Here is a 22,783-nt window from a genome sequence, read left to right on the forward strand (position 1 = left end):
ACAATAGAAAGGTTATCCAATGGAATGGTTAAATACTTTATTACAACCTGAAACTTTCGCGCTATTAATTGCGATTGTTGGTGCGTTTTCAGTTGCCGCACTCAAGGCACATCATCGGCATCAAGAGCGCATAGAGAAAATTAAAAACGGCTTTAATCCCGAGCTATAAAAAACGCAAAGTGGCAACACTTTGCGTTTTTTTATCAGGTATATCAACGGCCACAATGCTTTATTAACGATAACTTTAGCCAGTATATAAAGCGCATTAAGCTAACGCGGGTTGTTTAGTTAATTCAAAGGCATTACGTTGACTTAATAATGAAAATGCTGCCGGGACAAAGATAAACGACAATAGGGTGGTTAACACCGTACCACCGGCAACCGCGACAGCAAAAGGTGGCCAGAAGCCACCACCGGCAAGAATTAACGGTAGAAAGCCGCCAACAGTAGTTATGGTCGTTGAACTAATATGACGGGCGCAACTTTGTACACAGCGAATAATAGCTGTGCGGTCACCTTGTATTGCTTTCTCATCCATTTTTAATTCAGCTATGATGACAATAGCGGCATTAATAGCCAGTCCCATTAAACCTAATAAAGCAATGATTACGGTAAAGCCAAAGGGATAATCAAAGAGATAAACGCTCAGTAAGCCTAAGCCAATAGATTGAAATGCGGATAAAAATATAATCGCACTGAGTCTAAAAGAATTAAACGACAGCACCACAACTGTCAGTAGTAGGGTTAGTATCAAACCCACACTGGCCATGAGCTTACCCACCGCTTTATTACGCTCTGCCGATTCACCGCCGAACTCTAGCTGATAACCATTAGGTAATTGGTAGTCAGCCTTAGCCATATTCTCTTTGATGCGGTTGAGTACGATGGACGGTAAAACGTCTGCACGAATATAGCCTTCAATAACATTTACTCGTACGCCATTGCGATGCGGAATGGCACCACGACTGGGTTTAATTTCTAAATCTGCGATGGCAGTTAGCGCAATTGACTGCTTTGAGTTTGGATTAATAATGTTAATGTTGGCCAGCGCCGCTAAGTCATCTCGTTGTTCGTTACCAATTCTAACCCGTACAGGGATTGACTCTGTTGCCTCAATAACCGAGCCGTTGGTTTGACCTGACAGTGTGGTATTAAGTTGCTTTGCCACCTGTACTAACGACAAGCCAGCTAAGTTAGCTTTTGCTTCGTCAATATTAAGCCAAACTTTTGGTGTGCCAGGTTGTAGTGTTGAACGGCTATGGGTAATGTCTTGGGTTGCGGCCATAAAAGCGCGAATATCATCACCAATTGCTTTTAAGCGGTCAAGATTTGGGCCAAAAATACGCAACTCAACCGGTGCGTTAAAAGGGGGGCCTTGTTCCAGTTTTCTGACTAATATTTGTGCCTCGGGCAACATATCATCAAGTGTTCGTTGGATTTGGGGAATTAAACGGTTCGCCGCCGCAAAATTTGTCGCAGTTACCATGCCTTGAGCGTAATACTGCGCGCCATCTTTGGTTGGCATTAAATTATAGTAAAAAGAGGGGGCATTTTTACCAATAAACCAGCGCACCGATTCAATACCATCGAGCGCTTCAAGGTAGTGGGTAAGGACTTTACTAACCCGCTGAGTATTGATGATGCTGCTTTGTGCGGGTAAAAAAAGTTCTACTTGAAACATGTCACGATCTGAGGATGGGAAAAATTGCTCTTGCAGCTGTTTAGCGGCAATAAAACCTAATAAAGGCAAACAAAATACCAAGGTGATCACCAGTTTTCTGTGTCTGAGTGACCAGTTAAGCAAGCGCACAAAGCTACGATTTAGCGCTGGCAAAGTAATGCCACTTTGATACCAACGAGTCGCATTTTTATGCCTATGTCGGCTAATAAAACGACCCGCTAACCCCGCAACAATGGTGTGAGATATAATATAAGAGCCTACTAAAGAAAATATAACACTGAGTGCAATACCGCCAACAAACTCACCGGCAGGCCCTGGCATAAGCACAATTGGCATAAAAGCTAAAATTGTGGTTAATGTTGAACCCAGCAAAGGTAACCACAAGTGATTGACTGCATTAGATACCGCGTCCAGTCTACGTTGGCCCTTTTCGATATTGGTTTTTACTGTATCTGCCATGACAATGGCATTGTCCACCATAATACCCAAAGCAACCACTAAACCCGTTACCGACATCTGGTGTATGGGCAGGCCATAAAAATTCATTACTGATAAGGTAAACAACACGGTTAATGGCAGCGATAAGGTTACAATCAAAGCGGCTTGCCAGCCTAAGGTAATCAGTAATACCGCTGCAATAATGGCAAATCCTACGGCTATATTGCCGACTAAGTCGCTTAAACGTGTTTCGGTATAGCTGCTTTGATCGAATATCACCTCCAAGGTGACGTTATTGGGTAGTGTTTGCGTAAATGCGGTTAACGCTTTTTGCACCGACGTACTCCATTGGTCGATACGTAAGTTTGGCAACATGCGGGTAGCAACAACTACTGCTTGTTGATTGTTGACCATGGCTATTTCGGTTGGCGGGTAATTGACCGTTTTTCGAATATCAGCAATGTCGCCTAAGCGCACTAAGTTGCCATCATCATCAGCCTTTATGGCAATGTTACTAATTCGGTTGGTATCATTTAATGCACCAACCAATTCTATTTGCATCTGATTGAAGGCGTTGGTGAGTTTTCCTGCGGATACTTTAGCATCGGCATTAAGAATTTTTTCTGAAATATCATTGATTGAAAGGTTTAATTGGCTGCTAATAATGGGGTCTACTTCAACAAGTACTTCCTCTGAACCTTGGCCAAATATGCTGACTAAATCGGTACCATGAACAAGTTTTAGCTGATTTTGTAATTCATTTGCATAGCGACCTAAAATAGCAATATTAGTTGTTTCGCTGCCTTGCCAATTTAGGGCAATTATTTGCGTGTAAGCGTAACCTCTGTCGTCTTCTAGTACTGGCGTTAGTGTGCCATTAGGTAAGTTGGGGCTGAGATCGTTAAGTAAATCTCTCACCCGTGACCATATTGGCTTGGGATCGGTAATTTCATCTTGTAATTGCACTTGGACAATTGAAATTCCGGCACGAGAATTTGACGTGAGTAAATTTATTTCTGGTAGCTTTCTAAGGCTCTGTTCTATCTTCTCACTGATCAGCACTTCAACCCGTTCAGCACTAGCACCAGGTAATTGCGTTATAACACTAGCGATTCTATTAGTTATTCTCGGATCTTCGGTACGCGGTAAATTAGTTAACGCCCCTAAACCTGCCACCACTAAAAGTGTCAGCACCAACGACATTAAACGACCATTTTTGACAAATGAACGTATCATAAACTTTGTCCTGTGCTAGCCATTTGCTTAATAGCTTTGGTGATCCGTTTTACTATTTGTCTTGGCACATAGCGATGTACACCACTAGCAATGACTTCGTGTGGCACTAAGGGTAGGCCAGTGATGTAGGCGGCATCTAGTGTGGCGTATTTCACCTCAACTGTAGTCGCTGATATGGTCAATAAATCATTACGGGTATTTGTGACCTGATAAACATTCCATTGGCCACGAATACCGTCAGTTAATGCCGACAAAGGTAGCCAAAAACCAGCTTGTTCAACACGTTGTTTAATATTGACTTGTGCTAACTGGCCATTATAAAAAGTTAATGTTTGCTTAAGGCCTAGGCGCAGTTCAATGGTGCGGCTAACCTCATGCACCTGCTTACCAATAGCTAATATTCGTCCAGTAAGCGTTTGTTTATTTAAGGTAATAGAGAGCGTTTGCCCAACAACTAATTGGCTTGCCACCTTAATAGGTACACCAACAGATACTTCGTGATCAGCCTGTTGAATAAGGTTAAATGCCTTTTGATTGCGGCTGAAATTTTCTCCTTCGGCAACGGTACGGCTACTGATCACTGCTGCAAAAGGGGCATGGAGTTTTGCGTGTGATATTTGATATTCAATACTGGCTATGTTTGCTTGTTGACGGGAAATATCAGCACTGATGATCTTTTTTTCAGCCTCTAGCTCATCTACTGCTTGTTTAGAACTGTAACCTTTAGTACTTAAATTATTGATACGAGATAAGTTTAGACGATTGAGTTCGGCCCGTGCGCGAAATTGCTCAATGGTTGTCACTATTGCTTGGCGTTGAATGGTTAGGAGTTCAGTATCAAACTCTGCAAGCAATTGGCCTTTACTAACAAGGTCACCACTATCGACATAAACTTTAGCTACCTTACCGGCATATTCAAAACTTAATGACGTGAGCTGTTTACTGACCACTTTGCCAATATATACTCGTTTAATGTCGTAAGACATACTGGGTGATATGGTGCGAATGTCAGCGCTTTGGTGGTAATTAGCACTTTGTTTGCTTGCTTGTGTAGTTGTTGGCTTAATTTTTTGATCAGTTTCTTGATTAGGCTCAGAGCAAGCACTTAGTAAGACAAAGGAAAAAACTAAGCCATAAACACGAAAAAACCTTGTAGTACGCTGATCTATAAACACGGAATGCACCTTAAACGTATAGCATATAAACTAGACCAATTAGTCTAGTTTAGTCAAACTAGACTGTCTAGTCTAATTTGAGGTATGTTATGTGATATCGCAATAGCTTTTAACAGCCACTGAAACGAGTATCTTGAGATGACCTGCGCATAATACCAAGTTGATTAAGTTTGTGATCTTGTTGTGCGCAGGAAAAATAACTCAAGGTAAGGCGCTCGATTGAGTAATAGCTGGCTATTGGGATTGAGAGCAACACAGCCTTGAGCTATTTTAACTAGTACAAGTGAGCAATAACTTAATGGGATTGGTATAACAAGGTCATAAACTTAATGGAACTGTTATAATAGTGAATCTAAAGACATGCGTTTTATGTAATTTTCATTACTGAGTAATTAGCCAGTGAACTTAGTATAAAGTTAATATGGGTGATGGGTGGTATGGCAAATATTCGAAGTAAAAGTGAAAGTAAAAGCAAACAAATTCTTGATGCCGCTACCATGCTTTTTACTGAGCAAGGCTATAGCTCAACGAGTATGGCTGAAATTGCCCAGTATGCTGGGGTTTCAAAACAAACGGTATATAGCCATTTTGGCAATAAAGATGAATTGTTTGCCGCGTCAATAAAGCAAAAGTGTGATTCGTATCAGATGACTGAAATTGGTCTAGATACCGCCAATGAACCAGCAGAAATTTTATTTGTTTTAGCGAAACGTTTTTTGGCTATGCTGACCTCAAAAGAAGCACTGGCGATTCATAAAATTTGTGCCTATGAGTCAAAATCTTACCCCCAGTTGTCTGAGCTATTTTATCAAGAAGGTCCAGAGCGTATTGTTAATGAGGTGGCAACATTGATGACTAATTTCAACAGCAAGCAACAATTAGCTATTCCAGCACCTAAATTTGCCGCCCTACAGTTTTTAAATATGGTGAAAGGAGAATGTTGGATGCGTGTGGAATTTAATACCAAAAAACAGCTATCTGAAGCAGAAATTAATCGCTACTTAACATCGTGTATCGCCATGTTCACTAAGGGCTATTCGCTTTAGCTTTTAATGATTAATGCTAATGCATCGTTTAGATATTTACACGGTTAATACTGTTGGCAAAGTAAGTAGCGAAAGTAAGTAGCGAAAGTAAGTAGGGGGGAAATAGCGGTATTTACCAAAAAATAAAGCGAACCCCCAGTGAGTTCGCTTTATTTGTTGTTGCCTGTTTATTTGTGCTAGTAAGTTGTTTCTAATAGATTTTTACTATAACTGGAGTTAGCCGGCTTTTCCACCGCATCGTCAAGTAGCTCTCTAGGCATATAATTTTCGTCATGCTTTGCTAATACTTCGCTCGCTTCAATGATATTACCGTTAACTAAAATGCCATTAGCGACAATACCTTGTCCTTCACGAAACAAATCAGGCAAAATACCGTCATAGCTCACAGTAACCGTTGCATCAGTCTCAGAGAAGCTAATAGGCATTCTCATATCAGCAAGTTTAAAACTTACTTTTAAGCTTTCGCTATTACGATTGACGCTGCCCGGCACCACTAAACCACCAATACGTAAACGTTGGCCGTTAATGGCTTTAAGACCGGTATCTTGTTTGCCATTATATATTTCAGAAGGCTTATAGAATAAATCAATATTTTGACTTAACGCGTACAAAACAAGCCCGGCAACCACACCTAAGCCGATGATCATTGACGTTACTATCGTTAATCGCTTCTTACGACGGGGATTCATACTGTTACCTCTTAAGTTTTATGACTGATGTCAGCACGGGGTTGTGCGTTTTGTAGCTCTGCCGCTTGACGTAATTTTGTTTCACGTTTTTGACGTTGAGCTATTTGCTGCTTAATTTTTTTATGATTAGTGAGACTAGAAAAAACTAATAGGGCTAAAGCCATTAGGCTAACGCCATAGGATAACCAGACATAAAAGCCATATCCGCCCATAGCGATAAAAGCACTGAAACTATCAAACTGCATGGACTTTCTCCTCAGTAGCCACTAACTCACGTACCCAAGGGCGCATACTGTTGCGATTAAGTATTTCGCTGCGAAAACGCAAGCAGATTAAAGCGGTGACGAAAAAAGCAAAACCAATAAAACAAACCACAAATGGCCAAAACATATCTGCTGTCATCGAAGGTTGGCCTAGTTTACTCACGGTTGCCCCTTGATGCAGGGTGTTCCACCACTCGACAGAGTATTTAATAATTGGTAAATTAATCACGCCCACCAAGGCAAGAATACCGGCTGCTTTGCCTGCTAAATTTTTATCTTCAAAAGCATTATGTAAAGCGATAACACCCAAGTATAAAAATAATAATATCAACTCAGAAGTCAGTCGTGCATCCCAAATCCACCACGTACCCCACATAGGTTTGCCCCAGGCAGCACCGGTAATAAGGGCGATAAAAGTAAAAGTCGCGCCAATAGGTGCCATGGCAGCAGCGGTGGCATCAGCTAGTCTTAATTGCCACACTAAGCTAGATAACGCGGCAATGGCCATACCTAAGTATATACCCATAGACAACATCGCCGCAGGCACATGCAAATAGAATATTCTAAAGGTATCACCTTGTTGATAATCAGCTGGGGCAAATAGTAAGGCCCAAGTAAGTCCAATAGCTAAAAAAACAAAAGCTAGGCGCGCGCACCAAGGTAAAATTTTACCAGCAAAATGATAGCTAATCTCAGGATTTGCGTAAGGGTGAAGCCACTTCCACATCATATTAATTTGTACTCACTTTCAGCGCTGCACTTACAGCAAATGGGGCCAAGGTTAACGAGGCAAAAAATATTGCCGCGATTATAGCAAGTTGTCCGTTATAAGGTAAGTTCATTGCCGCGGTATCGATTGCGCTAGTGGCAAAAATAAGTACGGGAATGTACAGTGGCAGTACCAACAAGCTGAGTAATACCCCACCTTTTTTAATGCCAACAGTTAAAGCAACACCAATCGCACCGAGTAAGCTCAATACGGGGGTGCCAAGCAATAGTGTCAGCATTAGCGCGCCGTAGCTGTGCTCATTTAAATGCAGCAATACCGCGAGCAATGGCGCAATAAGTATTAATGGTAAGCCGGTAAGTAACCAATGTGCAACAATTTTAGCCAGCACTAATATAAATATTGGCTGTGGGCTTAATAACATTTGTTCTAATGAGCCGTCGGCGTGATCAGACTTAAATAATCTGTCTAGCGACAGCAAAGTGGCCAGTAAAGCCGCCACCCAAATTATACCGGGTGCAATGCGCGCTAAGGTGGTGCTTTCTGGGCCAATACCTAATGGAAATAGCGTCACGACAATAACAAAGAACAATAAAGGATTGATAATGTCATCGCGATGACGAAAAGCAATCATCAGATCTCTTTTAACAATTAAGCCAAAGGCCGCGCGGTAAGAAAGTTGTGTCATAAATGATGACCCTAATAAAAACGATAAGCTAAAGTGATTTTCTTTACTCGCTCTGCGGGTAATGAGAGATCTTGATGAGTGGTTAATATCACACAGCCACCGTTGTCAGTATGTTGTAAAAATAGTTGTGTTAATTTTTCCACGCCTAACTTATCAATAGCGGTGAAGGGTTCATCTAAAATCCAGACTTTAGCTTGGCTTTGCCATAAACGCGCTAAAGATATTCGACGGTGCTGTCCTGCACTTAAGTGAGCAGCAAGCGCATCCTCAAAGCCAAGTAAGTTAACTTCTGCTAATGTTTGCTCTGCTGTGTCGCTATTTAGGCCATGTAAAGCCAGATTAAACTCAAGGTTTTCCTGTGCGGTCATCTCGTCTTTAACACCCGGTAAGTGGCCTAAGTACAGTAAATCTTGATGAAATGCTTCACGGTGTTGATTAATGCTGTTATCTTGAAAATAAACCTTACCGTCATAGGGCTGAGAAAGGCCGGAAAGAATGCGCAAAAGGCTGGTTTTTCCAGCACCATTTGGCCCTTCAACTTGCACAATATCACCCGCGAAAATCTCAATATTAAGCGCTTCAAACAACACGCGGTCTCCACGTATACAAGCTAAGTTATTAGCACTTAGCAAACTATTGGCGTTCGGTGTAAATACTGTCTTTTCGCTGTGTAGTGTTGACAAACTTTTTCACTTAATTGTTAGGTGTAGGCATGAGGTCATGTCACTATTGAGCTGATAATAACCTAATAAACCGACTAGCTTTTGATTTATGCTACTAGTTTTTAATTCGTGCTTCAGGTTTAACTTTAATCGCTGTAAACACATCGCAAGCTACTATATCGTTCAATAAAGCTTAGTAACAGGTTTTCCGCACAGCTTTGTTAATAAGGCTATTTAATTTTTAATAAGTGATCAATTTATTGATCCAATTCGTATAACAGCGAATATAATGCATAGTACATTATCATCGGCACGGACAATGTCTTTGCTGAGTGAATTACGATAATATGTCGGCAGAAATAGCCCTAAAAGGAAGCTTATGAAAAACTTATTGTTGATTACCCTTATTGCTTTAACAACTTTTACCGTTAAAGCACAGGCCGAAGTCGATATTACTAAAAACATTAACACTGATGCGTCATCACAGTGTTTAGCATTTATGCAACACAGTGAAAAAAAACTGCATGCTAAAGAAGTGCTCGATCTTTGTCAGTTAACAGCCGGTAAAGCCATGTTAATTGTTAATACCGCAAGTCATTGTGGGTTTACTCCACAATTTACAGCGCTTGAAGCTTTGCATAAAGAATATAAAGAGCAAGGTTTAGTGGTTATTGGTTTTCCTTCAAATGATTTTTTTCAGGAAGAAGATGACGAAAAAGATACCGCTGATATCTGTTTTGTAAATTATGGCGTAACCTTTACTGTGTTATCGCCTGTGCATGTATATGGCAGCGACGCTCACCCTATTTTTAAAAAATTAGCGGAAAAAACTACCGCACCTAAATGGAATTTTTATAAGTATTTGGTTAGCGCGGATGGTAAAACGATTAAGCATTTTAATAGCCGTGTAAAGCCTGATTCAGACGTTATTGTTAACGCCATTAACCAAATATTATAGAGAGAATTATGTCAAGATATGCAGGCCAAAGTAAAGAAATTCATGACCTTACGACAAAAACAGGTGTATTATTAACTAATTTAGGTACACCTGACAGTCCAACACCTCGGGCTCTTAGGCGTTATTTGGCTGAGTTTTTATCTGATCCACGCGTAGTGGAAATTCCACGCTTAATTTGGTTTGTAATTTTACATGGCATTATTCTTCGAGTGCGACCGAAGAAATCAGCTAAGTTATATGAAACTGTTTGGACTGATGAAGGTTCGCCTTTATTAGTGATTAGTAAGCAACAAAAAGCTAAAGTTGAGCAAGTGCTAATCGAAAAGTACGGTGATAACGTGATGGTTGATGTTGCGATGCGTTATGGTAATCCTTCAATTGGCGACGCTTTAGAAAATTTTCAAAAAAACGGTGTTAACAATATTATTGTTCTACCTTTGTACCCACAGTATGCGGGTCCAACTATAGGGGCAACCTTTGATGCCGTGTTCAATAAAATTAAAAAATGGCGCTGGATCCCCAGTATCCATTTTCAAAGTGGCTATCATGACAAACCTTTATACATTAAGGCACTAGCGGCAAGTATTAATAACTATATAGCTGAACATGGTAAGCCTGATAAGTTAGTATTTTCTTATCATGGTATGCCAAAGTACTTTTTAGAGCAGGGCGACCCATATTATTGTTTTAGCCATAAAACTACCCGTTTAGTTGTTGAAGAACTTGGCTTAAGTAAAGATGATTATGTTATGACCTTTCAATCGCGTTTTGGTAAAGCTGAGTGGCTTAAACCTTACACAGATGAAACTTTGGCAAAACTTGCTGAAGATGGCAATAAGCATGTAGCGATTATTAGCCCGGCATTTAGTGCCGACTGTTTAGAAACTTTAGAAGAGTTAGTACATGAAAATAAAGAGGTATTTATTGATGCTGGCGGTGAAAAATATCATTATATTCCAGCGCTAAATGACGATGATGCACATATTGACGTTATGCTTGAATTAATAGAGCCACATATTAATTAAATGCTTTGCTTAAAATAGTGTAGATAACAAGGCTTATCTTGCTAAAATTACATAGGTTAGTTATTGCTCAGCTACGCAACTGTGCTTAGGTAGTCTTATTTATTGAACTTAAATAGTTGTCGTTTACTTTTCGGTAATTATTTAAGTTCTTGGTTATAGTCGCCATTAAAATAAATAATTGCTGATTCTGAGATGGCTTAAGTGTTTGATACCCGTGTTACCTTTAGTCCCAATAACTAGTGCTCGATATTATGCGCTTGCATTGTGCCACTTGCTCACACCCACTTCATTAAGTTATTACTCACCCGTGCGGGTTAAAATACACCACAGCTGCGGTGCTTCCAATAACACACGTTAGCTATTTGCTTTGCATCGTTCTATTGACTTTGAAATCAATGTACAAGAATTTACTTATGCTGTGAAGCCATGAATAGTGAGTAACGGCTATGTAATACCAAGTTGATTAATTACCTGCTCATTTTTAATGGTTAAAATGAATAACTACAGCGTTATAAAATTTATAAGTAGAATAACTACTGACTAAATTTTATGCCTTGTATTTCTTCATTTTTCCTCATGAAAAAGTAGATCACTTAATTAATCAAATTGGTATAAGAATTAATCGAGCGTTTTGCCGACATAGATGGAGGGACTTATGTTCAGTCTGCAACAATAGCCACGTGCTCTTGACTATATATTATTACTTATAAATGCTCACTTACTTATCGCAATGGTTAGAGCTAGTCAGATTATAATACCAATTTCATTAATTAGGTGGTCTACTTTATACGTAGGAAAAGTCACCAAGTATAAGGTGTTTATTTTAATAACTCGTTGTACTAATTATTAAAGAAATAACGCCGTAGTGGGTTGCTTTAACCAAGTGAAATGATCAGATAATTAATGAGATTGGTATAAGTAGGCTAATGAGATTTTTCCAGCGCTAAAAACAAAAAAACGAAACATAAGTTTCGTTTTTTATTTAAGCTTTAGTTAATACTAAAGCTTATTATGCACTGTAGATTAAGATGCAACTACGTTTTCAGCTTCAGGACCTTTTTGGCCTTGTTTTACGCTGAAAGTTACCGATTGACCGTCAGTCAAAGTACGGAAACCGTCGCCAGAGATTGCACTAAAATGAACAAAAACGTCAGCGCCGTTTTCTTGCTCAATGAAACCAAATCCTTTAGATTCGTTAAAAAATTTTACTTTACCAGTTACTGTATCAGACATACCAACATTTCTCGCAGATCAAAAATTAAAGTTTAGCCAAAATGGCCATATACGGAGTAAATGCTCCCTACCTGAAATACAGACAGAGAAGGGTTTTCAGTAACACATATTAAAGCGTCTAGGCTGATCATAGGTCTATCGACCAAAAGATCTCTCCTTATCCCGAAACGCAAAAACTCAACGCGAGGACATATTAACACATTAGAATTAAGGAATCTCTAAAAAGAACCAAGATCTGCTGACTTTTTTACAACAAAAAAAAGCCAGCTAAGATGCTGGCTTTTATAGTTTATTTAGAATCAAACTACTAAATTTCTGCTATTTGGGCTTTCTGGTCAACCATTTTTGCCATGATAGACTCAGCTTCGGCCAATTTAGCTTTTTCTTTATTTATAACGGCTTCGGGTGCTTTGCCGACAAAGCTTTCATTATTTAGCTTGGCGCGAACGCGGTCAGCGTCTTTTGATAACTTATCAATGGCTTTGTCTAAACGGGCTAATTCAGCATCTTTGTCTATTAAACCTGCCATAGGTATTAATATTGATAAGTCACCAACAACGGCAGTGGCAGAAGCTGGACCCTTATCTTCGTCAGACAATAGGGTGATACTCTCTAATTTTGCTAAGGCACTGATGAATTGTTCATTTTCATTCAGGCGACGTTGATCGTCAGCATTAACAAATTTTAGTAGCACAGGTAATGGTTTACTTGGCGTGATATCCATTTCACCACGAATATTACGAATGGCAACCACAAACTGTTTAACCCACTCTAAATCATCAATGGCGGTTTGGTCGCACTGGCTTTGGTCAAACTGTGGAAAGCTTTGTATCATAATGCTATCGCCAGTTTTCTCAAAATTCGTTAAAGGTACAACGCGTTGCCAAATAGTTTCAGTGATAAACGGCATAATAGGGTGCATTAAACGCAGCAAGTTTTCTAAGACATTAACTAAGGTATGACGAGTACCTCGTTGTTGCGCTTCACTGCCTTTAAATAATATCGGTTTGGTTAATTCTAAATACCAGTCACAGAATTGATGCCAAGTGAATTCGTATAATGCTTGTGAGGCCAAGTCAAAACGGAAAGCATCAAAGGCTTCATGCACGGTTTTCACTGTTTGCTGTAATTGGCCCATAATCCAACGATCGGCTAATGAAAACTCCATTTCGCCAACAGGTTCATTTGACGCAGAGCGACCACAATCAAATTCTTCCGTATTCATCAATACATAACGGCTAGCATTCCATAGTTTGTTAGTAAAGTTGCGGTAACCCTCAAGACGTTTCATATCCCAGCTAATATCACGGCCAGTGGTGGCAACAGACGTTAAGGTAAAGCGTAAAGCATCAGTACCGTGCGCTTCTATGCCGTTAGGAAATTCTTTTTTGGTAAGCTTTTCAATTTTAGCCGCCATTTTAGGCTGCATCATATTACCGGTACGTTTTTGTAGTAAGTCTTCAAGCGAAACACCATCGATCATATCTAGGGGATCAATAACATTGCCTTTTGACTTACTCATTTTATCGCCATTTTCATCACGAATAAGACCGGTCATATAGATTTTTTTAAACGGTATTTGCGCTTTACCCTTTTCATCTTTGTTGAAATGCATGGTCATCATGATCATGCGGGCAACCCAGAAGAAAATAATATCAAAACCTGTGACTAAGACATCAGTCGGGTGGAAGGTTTTTAAATCTTCGGTTTCTTTTGGCCAACCTAAGGTAGAGAAAGTCCATAACGCTGATGAGAACCAGGTATCAAGTACATCATCATCTTGATTTAGTTTCATGTCATCACCGATGGGGTTATTAGCACGTACTTCTGCTTCGGTGCGACCGACATACACTTTGCCATTTTCGTCATACCAAGCGGGGATTCGATGTCCCCACCATAGTTGGCGTGAAATACACCAGTCTTGAATGTTGTTCATCCAAGCAAAATACATGTTTTCATATTGCTTAGGTACAAATTCAATTTGGCCATCTTTCACGGCGTCAACGGCAGGACCAACGAGTTTTTCTACACGCACATACCATTGGTCGGTAAGTAACGGCTCAATAATCACACCAGATCTATCACCGTAAGGGGCAACTAAATCGTGCTCTTTTACTTCAACTAACAAACCCAACTCGTCAAATTTAGCCACGATAGCTTTACGGGCGACAAAGCGGTCCATCCCGGCAAATTCTGTGGGTAATTGTGCATCATATACGTGGCACACTTCACCTTTAGTGTCGTAAACTTCAGCGATTGCTAGGATTGCTGCGTCTTTATCAAATATGTTAATTTGTGGTAATTGATGACGCTTACCGACTTCATTGTCATTGAAGTCATGACCCGGAGTGATTTTTACACAACCGGTGCCTTTGTCTATATCGGCATGATCATCGCCAATAATGGGAATTAAACGATTAACTAACGGTAATAAAACCTGTTGACCAATTAAATCTTTATAACGAGGATCTTCTGGATTTACCGCAATACCGGTATCACCTAGCATAGTTTCAGGTCGGGTAGTGGCAACCACTAAATAATCAAGACCTTCGGCTGTTTTGGCTCCATTAGCTAATGGGTAGCGTAAGTGCCACATGTGGCCTTTTTTATCTTTATTTTCGACTTCTAAGTCAGAAATTGCGGTGTGGAATTTTGGATCCCAGTTAACCAGGCGTTTACCACGATAAATTAAGTTGTCTTCATATAGGCGAACAAAAACTTCTTGTACCGCTTCAGACATGCCGTCGTCCATGGTAAATCGTTCACGAGACCAATCAATCGAGTTACCTAGACGGCGCATTTGTTTACCGATAGTGCCGCCGGATTCTTCTTTCCATTGCCAAATTTTATCAATGAAACCTTCACGGCCATAGTCATGACGAGTTTTATCTTCTTCTGCGGCAATTTTACGCTCTACCACCATTTGTGTTGCAATACCGGCATGGTCACAGCCGGTTTGCCATAAGGTATTTTTACCTTGCATACGCTGATAGCGAATTAAAGTATCCATAATGGTTTGCTGAAACGCATGGCCCATATGCAAGCTACCCGTCACGTTTGGCGGCGGAATAGCAATGCTATAGCTATCGCCTTCACCAGTTGGGCTAAAGTAACCTTGTTCCTCCCAACTTTTATAAAGGGATTGTTCAATATCGGCGGGGGTAAATGTTTTTTCCATCAGAGTTTCCGTCAGCAGAATTTTAACTTGGTGTATCGATAGTTTGTGGTGCAGTAGCAACTTGGTGAGCTACCTTGAAACCCCATTGGCGACAAGTTCGAAAACGATCTCGAGCTTGTTGTTTAAGGGTTTCATCACGGGGTACAAAATCTATCAAATGCGAAAATTGGTGAGCAAAGTTAGGCACATTGCTGGTTAAATTGATTAAAACCGCACGGCGGTTTGTCGGGAGCTGCCAGCTAATTTCTACGGCAGCACCTTGTTTTGGACCTTCACCAATTAAATTATGTGGTACAAAACTTGTTGGATCAAAGGCCCATAACATTTCATCAATATCATGAGCACTTTGTTGATCTTGAGTATAAATAAATACTCGCTGATTTTGCCGGTAAAAGTGAGCCGCTTGCAGGCAGGCATAGTGCAGGTGCAGCTGTACTTCAGTGACACCTGCAATACGACTTTGTTCTTCAATACTGTAGAACGTTGCTTGGGTTAGCATGACTTTATTCCGGCTATAAATTCAGTGAAAACTATTCGCCTTGCTCAGCGCCAGAACGATTTAATAAGAACTGGGTTAGCATGCTGACTGGACGACCAGTTGAACCTTTGTTTTTACCACTGCGCCATGCCGTACCTGCAATATCTAAATGCGCCCAATTATATTTTTTGGTAAAGCGTGATAAGAAACAGGCCGCGGTGATTGTGCCGGCTTCTTTACCACCTAAATTGGTAAAATCAGCAAATGGGCTTTCAAGTTGATCTTGATAGTCGTCCCATAAAGGCATACGCCATGCTCTGTCACCACTTTGCTCAGAAGCGTTTAATAACTCATGCGCTAGTGGATTATGACTACTTAATAAGCCGGTTGCATGAGCACCTAAAGCGACGACACAAGCGCCCGTTAAGGTGGCAACATCGATAACCAGTTCTGGATCAAAGCGCTCAACATAGGTCAGTGCATCACATAAGACTAAACGGCCTTCAGCATCGGTATTTAATACTTCAACGGTTTGACCCGACATAGTGGTTAATATGTCACCTGGGCGATAAGCGTTGCTGCTTGGCATATTTTCACAACCCGCCAAAACACCAATCACGTTGATCGGTAAGGCAAGTTCTACCAGTGCATGCATAGCACCTAAAACACCGGCTGCACCGCCCATGTCATATTTCATTTCATCCATACCTGCGCCTGGTTTTAATGAAATACCACCACTGTCAAAAGTTAAGCCTTTACCGACTAAGACTAGCGGTTTTGAATCATCACCAGCGCCATCATATTTAATAATGCTCATCAGTGATTCATTAACTGAACCACGACCCACAGCTAAATATGAGCCCATGCCCAATTCTGCCATTTCTTTTTCGTTAACTATTTTAGTGCTGACATTGTTGTAGTTGCTCTCCAACATTTGAGCTTGTTCAGCTAAATAGGCTGGATTACAAATATTGGGCGGCATGTTAGCCACGTTTTTACAGGTTGTTATACCTTTAGCAATGGCTAGGGCGTGATTAATAGCACGTTCACCAATTGGTAATTCACGACGAGTTGGGACATTAAACACTATTTTACGTAACGGGCGACGAGGCTCTTCTTTACGGGTTTTTAAACTGTTAAAACTGTAAAGGCAATCTTGTGTTGCTTCAATCGCTTGACGTACTTTCCAGTAGGTATCACGACCTTTAACATGTAATTCAGACAAAAAGCATACCGCTTCCATTGAGCCGGTTTCATTTAACGTGCTGATAGTTTTGCTGATAATTTGGCGATATTGGCGTTCATCCAACTCACGTTCTTTACCACAGCCGACTAATAATACGCGCTCACTCAAAATATTTGGCACATGATGTAATAACAACATTTGCCCTGATTTTCCTTCTAGATCGCCGCGGCGTAATAGGTTGCTAATATAGCCTTCACTAATTTCATCTAGTTGTTCTGCGATAGCTGACAAACGACGTGGTTCGAAAACACCGACAACAATACAGGCGCTACGTTGTTTTTCCGGACTGCCACTCTTTACACTGAACTCCATGATGTCTCCTAATTTGACTCAAATGCGTATATTTTATTGAAAATATACTATTTATTTTGCTAAAAACAGTAAATAATCGCTAAGCTTGCTTTTAAATGTATTCGGCTAAAGGCTATAATTATAGCCGTATTGCACAGCGTTACCTAGCAAGCTTATATTTAGTTTAATACTAAAAATAGCAAGTTTACTGAAAAAATGGCTGTATGTCAGAAAAAACTAAGTTTTTATAGGATCACTTTGTGATTATATTTCGTTATTTACTCAAAGAAGTTGCTAAAACCCAACTTGCGGTATTTCTTGTCATTATGACAATATTTATCAGCAATAAATTCGTTCGTGTCCTTGATGACGCATCAGAAGGTGGTATTCCAGGGCATTTGGTGATGACCTTTATTGGTCTCAAGATCCCCGATCTGGCCGGTATGATTTTACCACTAAGTTTTTTTCTTGGGGTTTTATTGGCTTATGGTCGTATTTATGCTGAAAATGAAATGACGGTACTGCATGCCTGTGGTGTCAGTGAGTGGTATGTGGTGCGCGTTACCTTAATTCTGGGTTTTATTACTGCGATTATTACCGGTATATTCACGCTGTATTTGTCACCTATGGCAGCAGAGTATGAATATCAAGTTAAAGATCAAATCGCAGCTGACTCAGGGTTAAGTTCACTTATTGCCGGACGTTTTCAAACCACAGGCAATAAAAAAGCGGTCATCTTTATTCATGATAAAAACCGTGATGACAATACTTTTAAAAAGGTATTTGTCGCGCAGTTACCTAATCAAAATACGCCAAACGCAAGTGTTATCGACTCTAGCCTTGTTTATGCCGCAACTGGCCAAGTTGTTGAAGAAGAAACAGGTTCGCAGCGCTTGATACTTTCTGAGGGTACGCGTTACCAAAATGACATCAAAAATAAAGAGTTTCGACAAGTTGCCTTTGATAAATATTATATTCAAATTCAAGATCAAAAAGTGGCTCATAAGCGCCGCAAGCTTAGCGCGATACCAACCGCAGAGCTGTATCAAACACAAAGCCCAGAAACAAGTGCTGAAAGCCAATGGCGGATCGCCTTTCCATTGGCTTGTATTATTATGACTTTGGTAGCTGTGCCATTAAGTGTTGTTAACCCGCGCCAAGGTAAGTTTGGTAAGATGCTACCGGCATTATTACTGTTTTTAAGTTATTTTTTATTACTGACCGCGATTCGTTCAGGGATAGAAAAAGGCTCCGTGCCACAATATATCGGTCTGTGGCCGGTACACTTTACCGTAATCATATTAGGGTTAAGTTTACTGGTTAAAGGCCGAAAAGGTGGCCGAAAATTCAAAGCCAAGATCGCTAAAAATAAGGTGGCTGCTTAATGCGTATTTTAGATATGTACATAGGTCGCGTTATTACCTCTACGACTTTTACGACTTTATCGGTATTTGTAAGTTTAAGTAGCATTATTAAATTTGTTGAGCAAATGAAGTCAGTGGGCAGAGGCAATTATGACTTAGCTCACGCTGCGCTTTACGTGCTTTATGCTATTCCACAAGATGTCTCGTTATTTTTTCCTATGTCAGCGTTGATCGGTGGCTTAATTGGTATGGGGACGATGGCAAGTAGCAGTGAACTCATAGTAATGCAGGCGGCAGGACTTTCACGGCTTGATATTATTAAATCAGTGATGAAATCAGCCGTGCTATTAATCCTCGTTAGTATGGCGATTGGTGAATGGCTTGCGCCTCAAGGAGAAGCTGCCGCTCGACAAGTGCGTGCTCAAGCGATTTCGGGAGGCAGTTTAATTTCATCAAGTGGAGGCACGTGGGCAAAAGATGGTGATTACTTTGTTCATATTGGCGAAGTACAAGACCAAGGTTCTTTAAAAAACATTCAAATATATCGTTTTAATGAGCAACTTAAGCTTTCAAGCTGGGTGTCAGCTAGTAGTGCCGCTTATCAAAAAGATGCTTGGCAATTACGTGATGTTATTGAAACTCAAATAGGTGCAAAAGAAATCACTAAAGAAAGCCAAGCTGTAATGTCCTGGCGTTCAACATTGACACCAGATAAATTAGGCGTGGTAACCGTTAAACCTGAGTCATTGTCACTAAGAGGTTTAAGTGACTACTTAGAGTACCTTGAGGCCAATAAACAAGACTCAAGCCGATATTTATTAGCTTTTTGGCGCAAGATAGCACAACCCATTACTTTGGCAGTGATGTTATTGGTGGCACTATCTTTTATTTTTGGCCCATTACGCTCGGTATCGATGGGGGCAAGGATTATGATGGGTGTTGCCACAGGCATTTTATTTTTCATTGTTAACGAAGTATTGGGATCACTCAGTTTGGTGTATCAACTACCGGCCATTTTTGGCGCTTTTATGCCCAGTATAATCTTTGTTAGTATTGCGTTGTATTTAATGAATAAACGGGCAAGTTAACAGGGTTAGAATAAACTAAATGCTTAAAAACTGATATTAGGAAACCTAATATTGGAGAGCTTATGTTTAAATCTGACGTTAGAACCTGAGGTGAATAAGTCTTGGCATCCACCTCGGCTTTTGTATCAGTTAGCCCGTAAAATAATTACAGTCGGCCCCTATTGGCCTCAAGTGTTAAAAGCACCACTTCAGTGTCAGTTAAACGGTCTTGTAGACTCAACTTATGTTTTCTATCGACTAAAACCGCAAAGTTGCCCAAGCCAAATAAGGTTGGTAACAAGCGCTTTAAAGCGGTGGTTTTAGTGATTAAGCTACCATCTTGATTTTGAACTTTTAAACGCCACGCCTTCATACCTAAAGTTTGGCCACTTTTAGACCAAAACCAGATAAAGAAAAATGACACCCAGCTCAATTTCCAAAGTTCATTAGGCCACAGTAGCCAGTAAGTATTTGTGATAGTGTCGCTTAGGTGCGGGTAACCTTGTAAATCAAAAATGCCAAAATGCACCATTAATGAAATGAGTAAAAAAGAAGCTGCACCAGCGGTCATGTAAACCGCGATCATAATTAAAGCATCATACAACCATGAAGCCAAACGACGTCGAAAGCCAGCACGAGGAAAAGGTGAATTAGAAGTTAAAGACATAGCCACATCAATAGACAAATTTGTGCTAGTTTAGCAAAAGGCATTTAAAAGTATAAGTGAGAGAGTGATATTTTTAATTTTCAGATATATTTAGATAAACAAATGTAAAAATTAAGTGCTTAGATTATAAAAAAAGAGGTTTAATAATGACGGTTTTTGCCCCCAATAGCGAGTTGGAACTCACCATAGAAGACAGCATGATCTTGATTGCGGCGCAAGGGCCTTGGAATATTGAGTATTTAGACTGCTTACATCAAAAGTTGTCTTGGGCCGTTACACAAGTTGACCCGAGTAATTTTGGTGTTTTACTTACACCTAAAGGCGAAGCGAACAGTGTTGAAGCTGGTCTTGAATATCATATAAACTTTATTCGTCATAGCAAGACTAAAGCCGTGGCCTTAAATCTTGCACATTGCACAACATCACAGCTAAGTGAAAACTTATTTACCAAAATCTATCGAGCCGCAGGTATCAAGCATGCTTTTTTTGATAATGTATTTGATGCCAGAGTTTGGCTAGAAAAACAGCTAAAACCTGTTGGGATTTTCGCTTGATGAACAAATAAACAGCACTTAAGTGATAATGAAAGAAAAACTATTGCCAAGAGAGTTATTTTTCGTATAATGCCTGCCTATTCAATTATGTTTTGCATTATTGAAGTTACAGAAAAACGTTAAGTTGTAGAAAAGCAAATGCCAGCGTGATGAAATTGGTATACATGGGGGATTCAAAATCCCCTGTCGAAAGACGTGTCGGTTCGAGTCCGACCGCTGGTACCATTCTTCCCTTGTTCTTAAAGGGCTATAACAGAAACAACCGACAATAAAAGTCGGTTTTTTTGTGCCTGAAATATAATAACACTACTATGTATTTTAGCCTTTTATTGTTGTAGCACTTCACCAAAGCTAAATTTTTTCATGCGCTGAATTTACTCTTATCAAAATAAGTAAAACGCTATAAATTTAGTTGTGATACTAAATCGTTATTTATACTTTGTATTTCGTTGGTTGAGATACTGAGTAAACCATAGTTGAGCAAATATTTTTCTTGATCTAGTGTCGTCATTAATCAAGATATATTACGCTGTTTTTAAGTGCTATAACTGAAGTGAAATACGCAGACTCGAATAACCACCTCAGATTTTCTACACGCTCTAATTATAACTCGACTTGGATCTAATTAATCAAATGGGTATAAAACCTTCTTCCCCCTAACACTATACTTCTCGATATGAGCACTCATAAGTAAACCAATACTCATCTTTCCTCTATGCTAAACAAAGTGTAAATAATGTATAAAATAACATTTTAGCTGTTGCCTCGTTGTAATTGAACTGTCAACTTTCATAGATAGCAGCTCATAACTCGTTAGCCCAAACGTCTACTTCTTAAGTAAACCTATTTTAGCCACCAAACTTATTTTTAAACGCCGCTTAGGAAGATAAATAATAAAGTAAAATGTCGGTCTTCATGATGTTCTTTCCTACTCATAACTAACAACCCATAACTAACAATTATAGGATGCTACTATAGTGCCAAATAATCTTTTTGCTAATGATTATTTGGCTTAAACATTATTATACCAGTTCCATTAAGTTTGTGATCTTGTTGTGCGCAGGAAAAATAACTCAAGGTAAGGCGCTCGATTGAGCAATAGCTGGCTATTGGGATTGAGAGCAACACAGCCTTGAGCTATTTTAACTAGTACAAGTGAGCAATAACTTAATGGGATTGGTATTACTTATACCCCAAAAGAATGGATGGCTAAAACTGTGATAATGAAAAGTGAGTGTCAACAATGCGCAATATGCTCTTTACTAAGTATAAAAGTAATACTGCCCTACAGGTAATGAGTTAAAACTAATTTTATAGGTTTATGAAAGTGCAGTCTTAAGGTAATTAAGCCAGACAAGTAGAGAATAGCCTAAATCTACGAGGCGTAAATTTACTCCCTATTAATGTACTGATGTTTCATAGTATGCAAAGTCAGTGAACTAAATTTATCTCTAGCAAGATGAGTTTCACAATACTGTCTATTAATAGGGCTTTAATGAAAATGTGAGTCGTGTGGAATGACTTCTCTATAAGAATGCAGTTTTGTCCTCCTAAGAGATGAATATAGTGGTTTGGTAACTATTTATTGGTAAAGATAAGATAAATTGATTAAAAATAGCCTGTAAAGAACAAAATTATTCAACATAACTTTTTCACTAATAAGATACTTATATATATTATTGGTTAAAAATCAACAACAACGGTGCTTTAATAACCATTCACAGTAGGGTTTGTACAATTAAAAAGCAAACAAACACTTAATCAACATTTAATGACAATTAAGTGTTGACGTGCAGTCAGAAATCGCTAGAATGCGCTCCAGTTCCAAGGGGTAACCCAAACGAACGGTTTTAATGAGTTACTTAACGTGGTGTAAACCAACTAAGTTAACTTAACGTTTTAAGAGTAAATTTAAATCTTCTGAAAAGAAAGTTAAAAAAATACTTTTTAATTAGAAATAAACGTTGACATTAAAACTCAGGTGCGTATGATGCGCATCTCGCTTCAGGCAAGGCCTGCAGCAACGAAACAAAGCGAATGAGATTTTGTTTCGGTTAGTTTTCTCCTCAGAGATAAACTAGCTTTCTTTAACAATTAGTTATCATGCAATTTGTGTG

Annotated in this window: 19 protein-coding genes and 1 tRNA gene; 8 read left to right on the top strand and 12 right to left on the bottom strand. The window is 39.6% G+C overall.

Going from position 1 to position 22,783, the window contains the following annotated elements; genetic code table 11:
- The first annotated feature begins 19 nt into the window (after positions 1-19).
- Positions 20-169, top strand: coding sequence for a hypothetical protein (locus tag ESZ39_RS17780; protein ID WP_191321757.1), 150 nt, complete (start codon positions 20-22; stop codon positions 167-169).
- Positions 170-265: 96 nt separating this feature from the next.
- On the opposite strand, the gene ESZ39_RS10530 is transcribed toward ESZ39_RS17780, so the two are convergent.
- Both ESZ39_RS10530 and ESZ39_RS10535 read right to left on the bottom strand, forming a co-directional pair.
- Positions 266-3,355 (bottom strand): efflux RND transporter permease subunit, encoded by a 3,090-nt coding sequence (locus ESZ39_RS10530; protein ID WP_146879868.1) that lies wholly within the window; start codon positions 3,353-3,355, stop codon positions 266-268.
- A complete protein-coding gene (locus ESZ39_RS10535; protein WP_146879869.1) occupies positions 3,352-4,530 on the bottom strand; it encodes an efflux RND transporter periplasmic adaptor subunit in 1,179 nt (392 codons plus the stop codon). Before ESZ39_RS10535 ends, ESZ39_RS10530 begins: the two co-directional genes overlap by 4 nt.
- 437 nt (positions 4,531-4,967) lie before the next feature.
- On the opposite strand from ESZ39_RS10535, the gene ESZ39_RS10540 reads away from it, so the two are divergent.
- Complete coding sequence (locus ESZ39_RS10540) at positions 4,968-5,576, top strand: TetR/AcrR family transcriptional regulator (RefSeq protein WP_191321758.1); 609 nt, start codon at positions 4,968-4,970, stop codon at positions 5,574-5,576.
- Between the two features lie 176 nt (positions 5,577-5,752).
- On the opposite strand, the gene ccmE is transcribed toward ESZ39_RS10540, so the two are convergent.
- Genes ccmE through ccmA form a run of 5 tightly spaced genes read right to left on the bottom strand, consistent with a single transcriptional unit; the run spans position 5,753 to position 8,626 of the window.
- Positions 5,753-6,265, bottom strand: a complete 513-nt coding sequence (gene ccmE / locus ESZ39_RS10545; protein WP_146879871.1) for a cytochrome c maturation protein CcmE — start codon at positions 6,263-6,265, stop codon at positions 5,753-5,755.
- Between the two features lie 11 nt (positions 6,266-6,276).
- Positions 6,277-6,510 (bottom strand): heme exporter protein CcmD, encoded by a 234-nt coding sequence (gene ccmD / locus ESZ39_RS10550; protein WP_146879872.1) that lies wholly within the window; start codon positions 6,508-6,510, stop codon positions 6,277-6,279.
- Positions 6,500-7,255 carry a heme ABC transporter permease gene (locus tag ESZ39_RS10555; RefSeq protein WP_146879886.1) on the bottom strand — a complete coding sequence of 252 codons (756 nt, stop codon included), beginning with the start codon at positions 7,253-7,255 and terminating at the stop codon, positions 6,500-6,502. Before ESZ39_RS10555 ends, ccmD begins: the two co-directional genes overlap by 11 nt.
- 4 nt (positions 7,256-7,259) lie before the next feature.
- Positions 7,260-7,943, bottom strand: a complete 684-nt coding sequence (ccmB, locus tag ESZ39_RS10560; RefSeq protein WP_146879873.1) for a heme exporter protein CcmB — start codon at positions 7,941-7,943, stop codon at positions 7,260-7,262.
- 11 nt (positions 7,944-7,954) lie between these two features.
- Positions 7,955-8,626, bottom strand: coding sequence for a cytochrome c biogenesis heme-transporting ATPase CcmA (gene ccmA / locus ESZ39_RS10565; RefSeq protein WP_146879874.1), 672 nt, complete (start codon positions 8,624-8,626; stop codon positions 7,955-7,957).
- Positions 8,627-8,984: 358 nt separating this feature from the next.
- Between ccmA and ESZ39_RS10570 the strand changes: the two genes are divergently transcribed.
- Positions 8,985-9,563, top strand: coding sequence for a glutathione peroxidase (locus tag ESZ39_RS10570; protein WP_146879875.1), 579 nt, complete (start codon positions 8,985-8,987; stop codon positions 9,561-9,563).
- Positions 9,564-9,571: 8 nt separating this feature from the next.
- On the top strand, positions 9,572-10,588 hold the full coding sequence (gene hemH, locus ESZ39_RS10575; protein ID WP_146879876.1) for a ferrochelatase: 1,017 nt from the start codon (positions 9,572-9,574) through the stop codon (positions 10,586-10,588).
- A gap of 1,023 nt (positions 10,589-11,611) precedes the next feature.
- Here the strand turns inward: hemH and ESZ39_RS10580 are convergent.
- The 4 genes from ESZ39_RS10580 to pepA form a co-directional block, all read right to left on the bottom strand.
- Positions 11,612-11,821 carry a cold-shock protein gene (locus ESZ39_RS10580; RefSeq protein WP_146879877.1) on the bottom strand — a complete coding sequence of 70 codons (210 nt, stop codon included), beginning with the start codon at positions 11,819-11,821 and terminating at the stop codon, positions 11,612-11,614.
- A gap of 307 nt (positions 11,822-12,128) precedes the next feature.
- Entirely contained in the window at positions 12,129-14,999 is a 2,871-nt protein-coding gene (locus tag ESZ39_RS10585) for a valine--tRNA ligase (protein WP_146879878.1), read from the bottom strand.
- A gap of 22 nt (positions 15,000-15,021) precedes the next feature.
- Entirely contained in the window at positions 15,022-15,498 is a 477-nt protein-coding gene (locus ESZ39_RS10590; RefSeq protein ID WP_146879879.1) for a DNA polymerase III subunit chi, read from the bottom strand.
- Positions 15,499-15,529: 31 nt separating this feature from the next.
- A complete protein-coding gene (gene pepA / locus ESZ39_RS10595) occupies positions 15,530-17,035 on the bottom strand; it encodes a leucyl aminopeptidase (RefSeq protein ID WP_146879880.1) in 1,506 nt (501 codons plus the stop codon).
- A gap of 239 nt (positions 17,036-17,274) precedes the next feature.
- Here pepA and lptF point away from each other — a divergent pair, with 239 nt between their 5' ends.
- Both lptF and lptG read left to right on the top strand, forming a co-directional pair.
- Entirely contained in the window at positions 17,275-18,399 is a 1,125-nt protein-coding gene (gene lptF / locus ESZ39_RS10600) for an LPS export ABC transporter permease LptF (protein ID WP_146879881.1), read from the top strand.
- On the top strand, positions 18,399-19,466 hold the full coding sequence (gene lptG, locus ESZ39_RS10605; RefSeq protein WP_146879882.1) for an LPS export ABC transporter permease LptG: 1,068 nt from the start codon (positions 18,399-18,401) through the stop codon (positions 19,464-19,466). The genes lptF and lptG overlap by 1 nt, the downstream gene beginning before the upstream one ends.
- 145 nt (positions 19,467-19,611) lie before the next feature.
- On the opposite strand, the gene ESZ39_RS10610 is transcribed toward lptG, so the two are convergent.
- Entirely contained in the window at positions 19,612-20,112 is a 501-nt protein-coding gene (locus ESZ39_RS10610) for an RDD family protein (protein WP_146879883.1), read from the bottom strand.
- Positions 20,113-20,258: 146 nt separating this feature from the next.
- Here ESZ39_RS10610 and ESZ39_RS10615 point away from each other — a divergent pair, with 146 nt between their 5' ends.
- A complete protein-coding gene (locus ESZ39_RS10615; protein WP_146879884.1) occupies positions 20,259-20,666 on the top strand; it encodes a hypothetical protein in 408 nt (135 codons plus the stop codon).
- A gap of 140 nt (positions 20,667-20,806) precedes the next feature.
- Positions 20,807-20,891 (top strand) — tRNA-Leu (locus ESZ39_RS10620).
- The last annotated feature ends 1,892 nt before the right edge of the window (positions 20,892-22,783 follow it).

This window comes from Colwellia sp. C1TZA3 (assembly GCF_007954265.1).
GTDB lineage: Bacteria > Pseudomonadota > Gammaproteobacteria > Enterobacterales > Alteromonadaceae > Cognaticolwellia.

What these genes read in the sequence shown, in the direction of transcription:
- ccmE (WP_146879871.1), bottom strand. Translation starts at nt 6,265, where the DNA reads ATGAATCCCCGTCGTAAGAAGCGATTAACGATAGTAACGTCAATGATC.
- lptG (WP_146879882.1), top strand. Translation starts at nt 18,399, where the DNA reads ATGCGTATTTTAGATATGTACATAGGTCGCGTTATTACCTCTACGACT.
- ESZ39_RS10590 (WP_146879879.1), bottom strand. Translation starts at nt 15,498, where the DNA reads ATGCTAACCCAAGCAACGTTCTACAGTATTGAAGAACAAAGTCGTATT.
- ESZ39_RS10555 (WP_146879886.1), bottom strand. Translation starts at nt 7,255, where the DNA reads ATGTGGAAGTGGCTTCACCCTTACGCAAATCCTGAGATTAGCTATCAT.
- hemH (WP_146879876.1), top strand. Translation starts at nt 9,572, where the DNA reads ATGTCAAGATATGCAGGCCAAAGTAAAGAAATTCATGACCTTACGACA.
- ESZ39_RS17780 (WP_191321757.1), top strand. Translation starts at nt 20, where the DNA reads ATGGAATGGTTAAATACTTTATTACAACCTGAAACTTTCGCGCTATTA.
- ESZ39_RS10610 (WP_146879883.1), bottom strand. Translation starts at nt 20,112, where the DNA reads ATGTCTTTAACTTCTAATTCACCTTTTCCTCGTGCTGGCTTTCGACGT.
- pepA (WP_146879880.1), bottom strand. Translation starts at nt 17,035, where the DNA reads ATGGAGTTCAGTGTAAAGAGTGGCAGTCCGGAAAAACAACGTAGCGCC.
- ESZ39_RS10585 (WP_146879878.1), bottom strand. Translation starts at nt 14,999, where the DNA reads ATGGAAAAAACATTTACCCCCGCCGATATTGAACAATCCCTTTATAAA.
- ccmD (WP_146879872.1), bottom strand. Translation starts at nt 6,510, where the DNA reads ATGCAGTTTGATAGTTTCAGTGCTTTTATCGCTATGGGCGGATATGGC.
- ESZ39_RS10540 (WP_191321758.1), top strand. Translation starts at nt 4,968, where the DNA reads ATGGCAAATATTCGAAGTAAAAGTGAAAGTAAAAGCAAACAAATTCTT.
- ESZ39_RS10615 (WP_146879884.1), top strand. Translation starts at nt 20,259, where the DNA reads ATGACGGTTTTTGCCCCCAATAGCGAGTTGGAACTCACCATAGAAGAC.
- ESZ39_RS10530 (WP_146879868.1), bottom strand. Translation starts at nt 3,355, where the DNA reads ATGATACGTTCATTTGTCAAAAATGGTCGTTTAATGTCGTTGGTGCTG.
- ESZ39_RS10580 (WP_146879877.1), bottom strand. Translation starts at nt 11,821, where the DNA reads ATGTCTGATACAGTAACTGGTAAAGTAAAATTTTTTAACGAATCTAAA.
- ESZ39_RS10570 (WP_146879875.1), top strand. Translation starts at nt 8,985, where the DNA reads ATGAAAAACTTATTGTTGATTACCCTTATTGCTTTAACAACTTTTACC.
- ccmB (WP_146879873.1), bottom strand. Translation starts at nt 7,943, where the DNA reads ATGACACAACTTTCTTACCGCGCGGCCTTTGGCTTAATTGTTAAAAGA.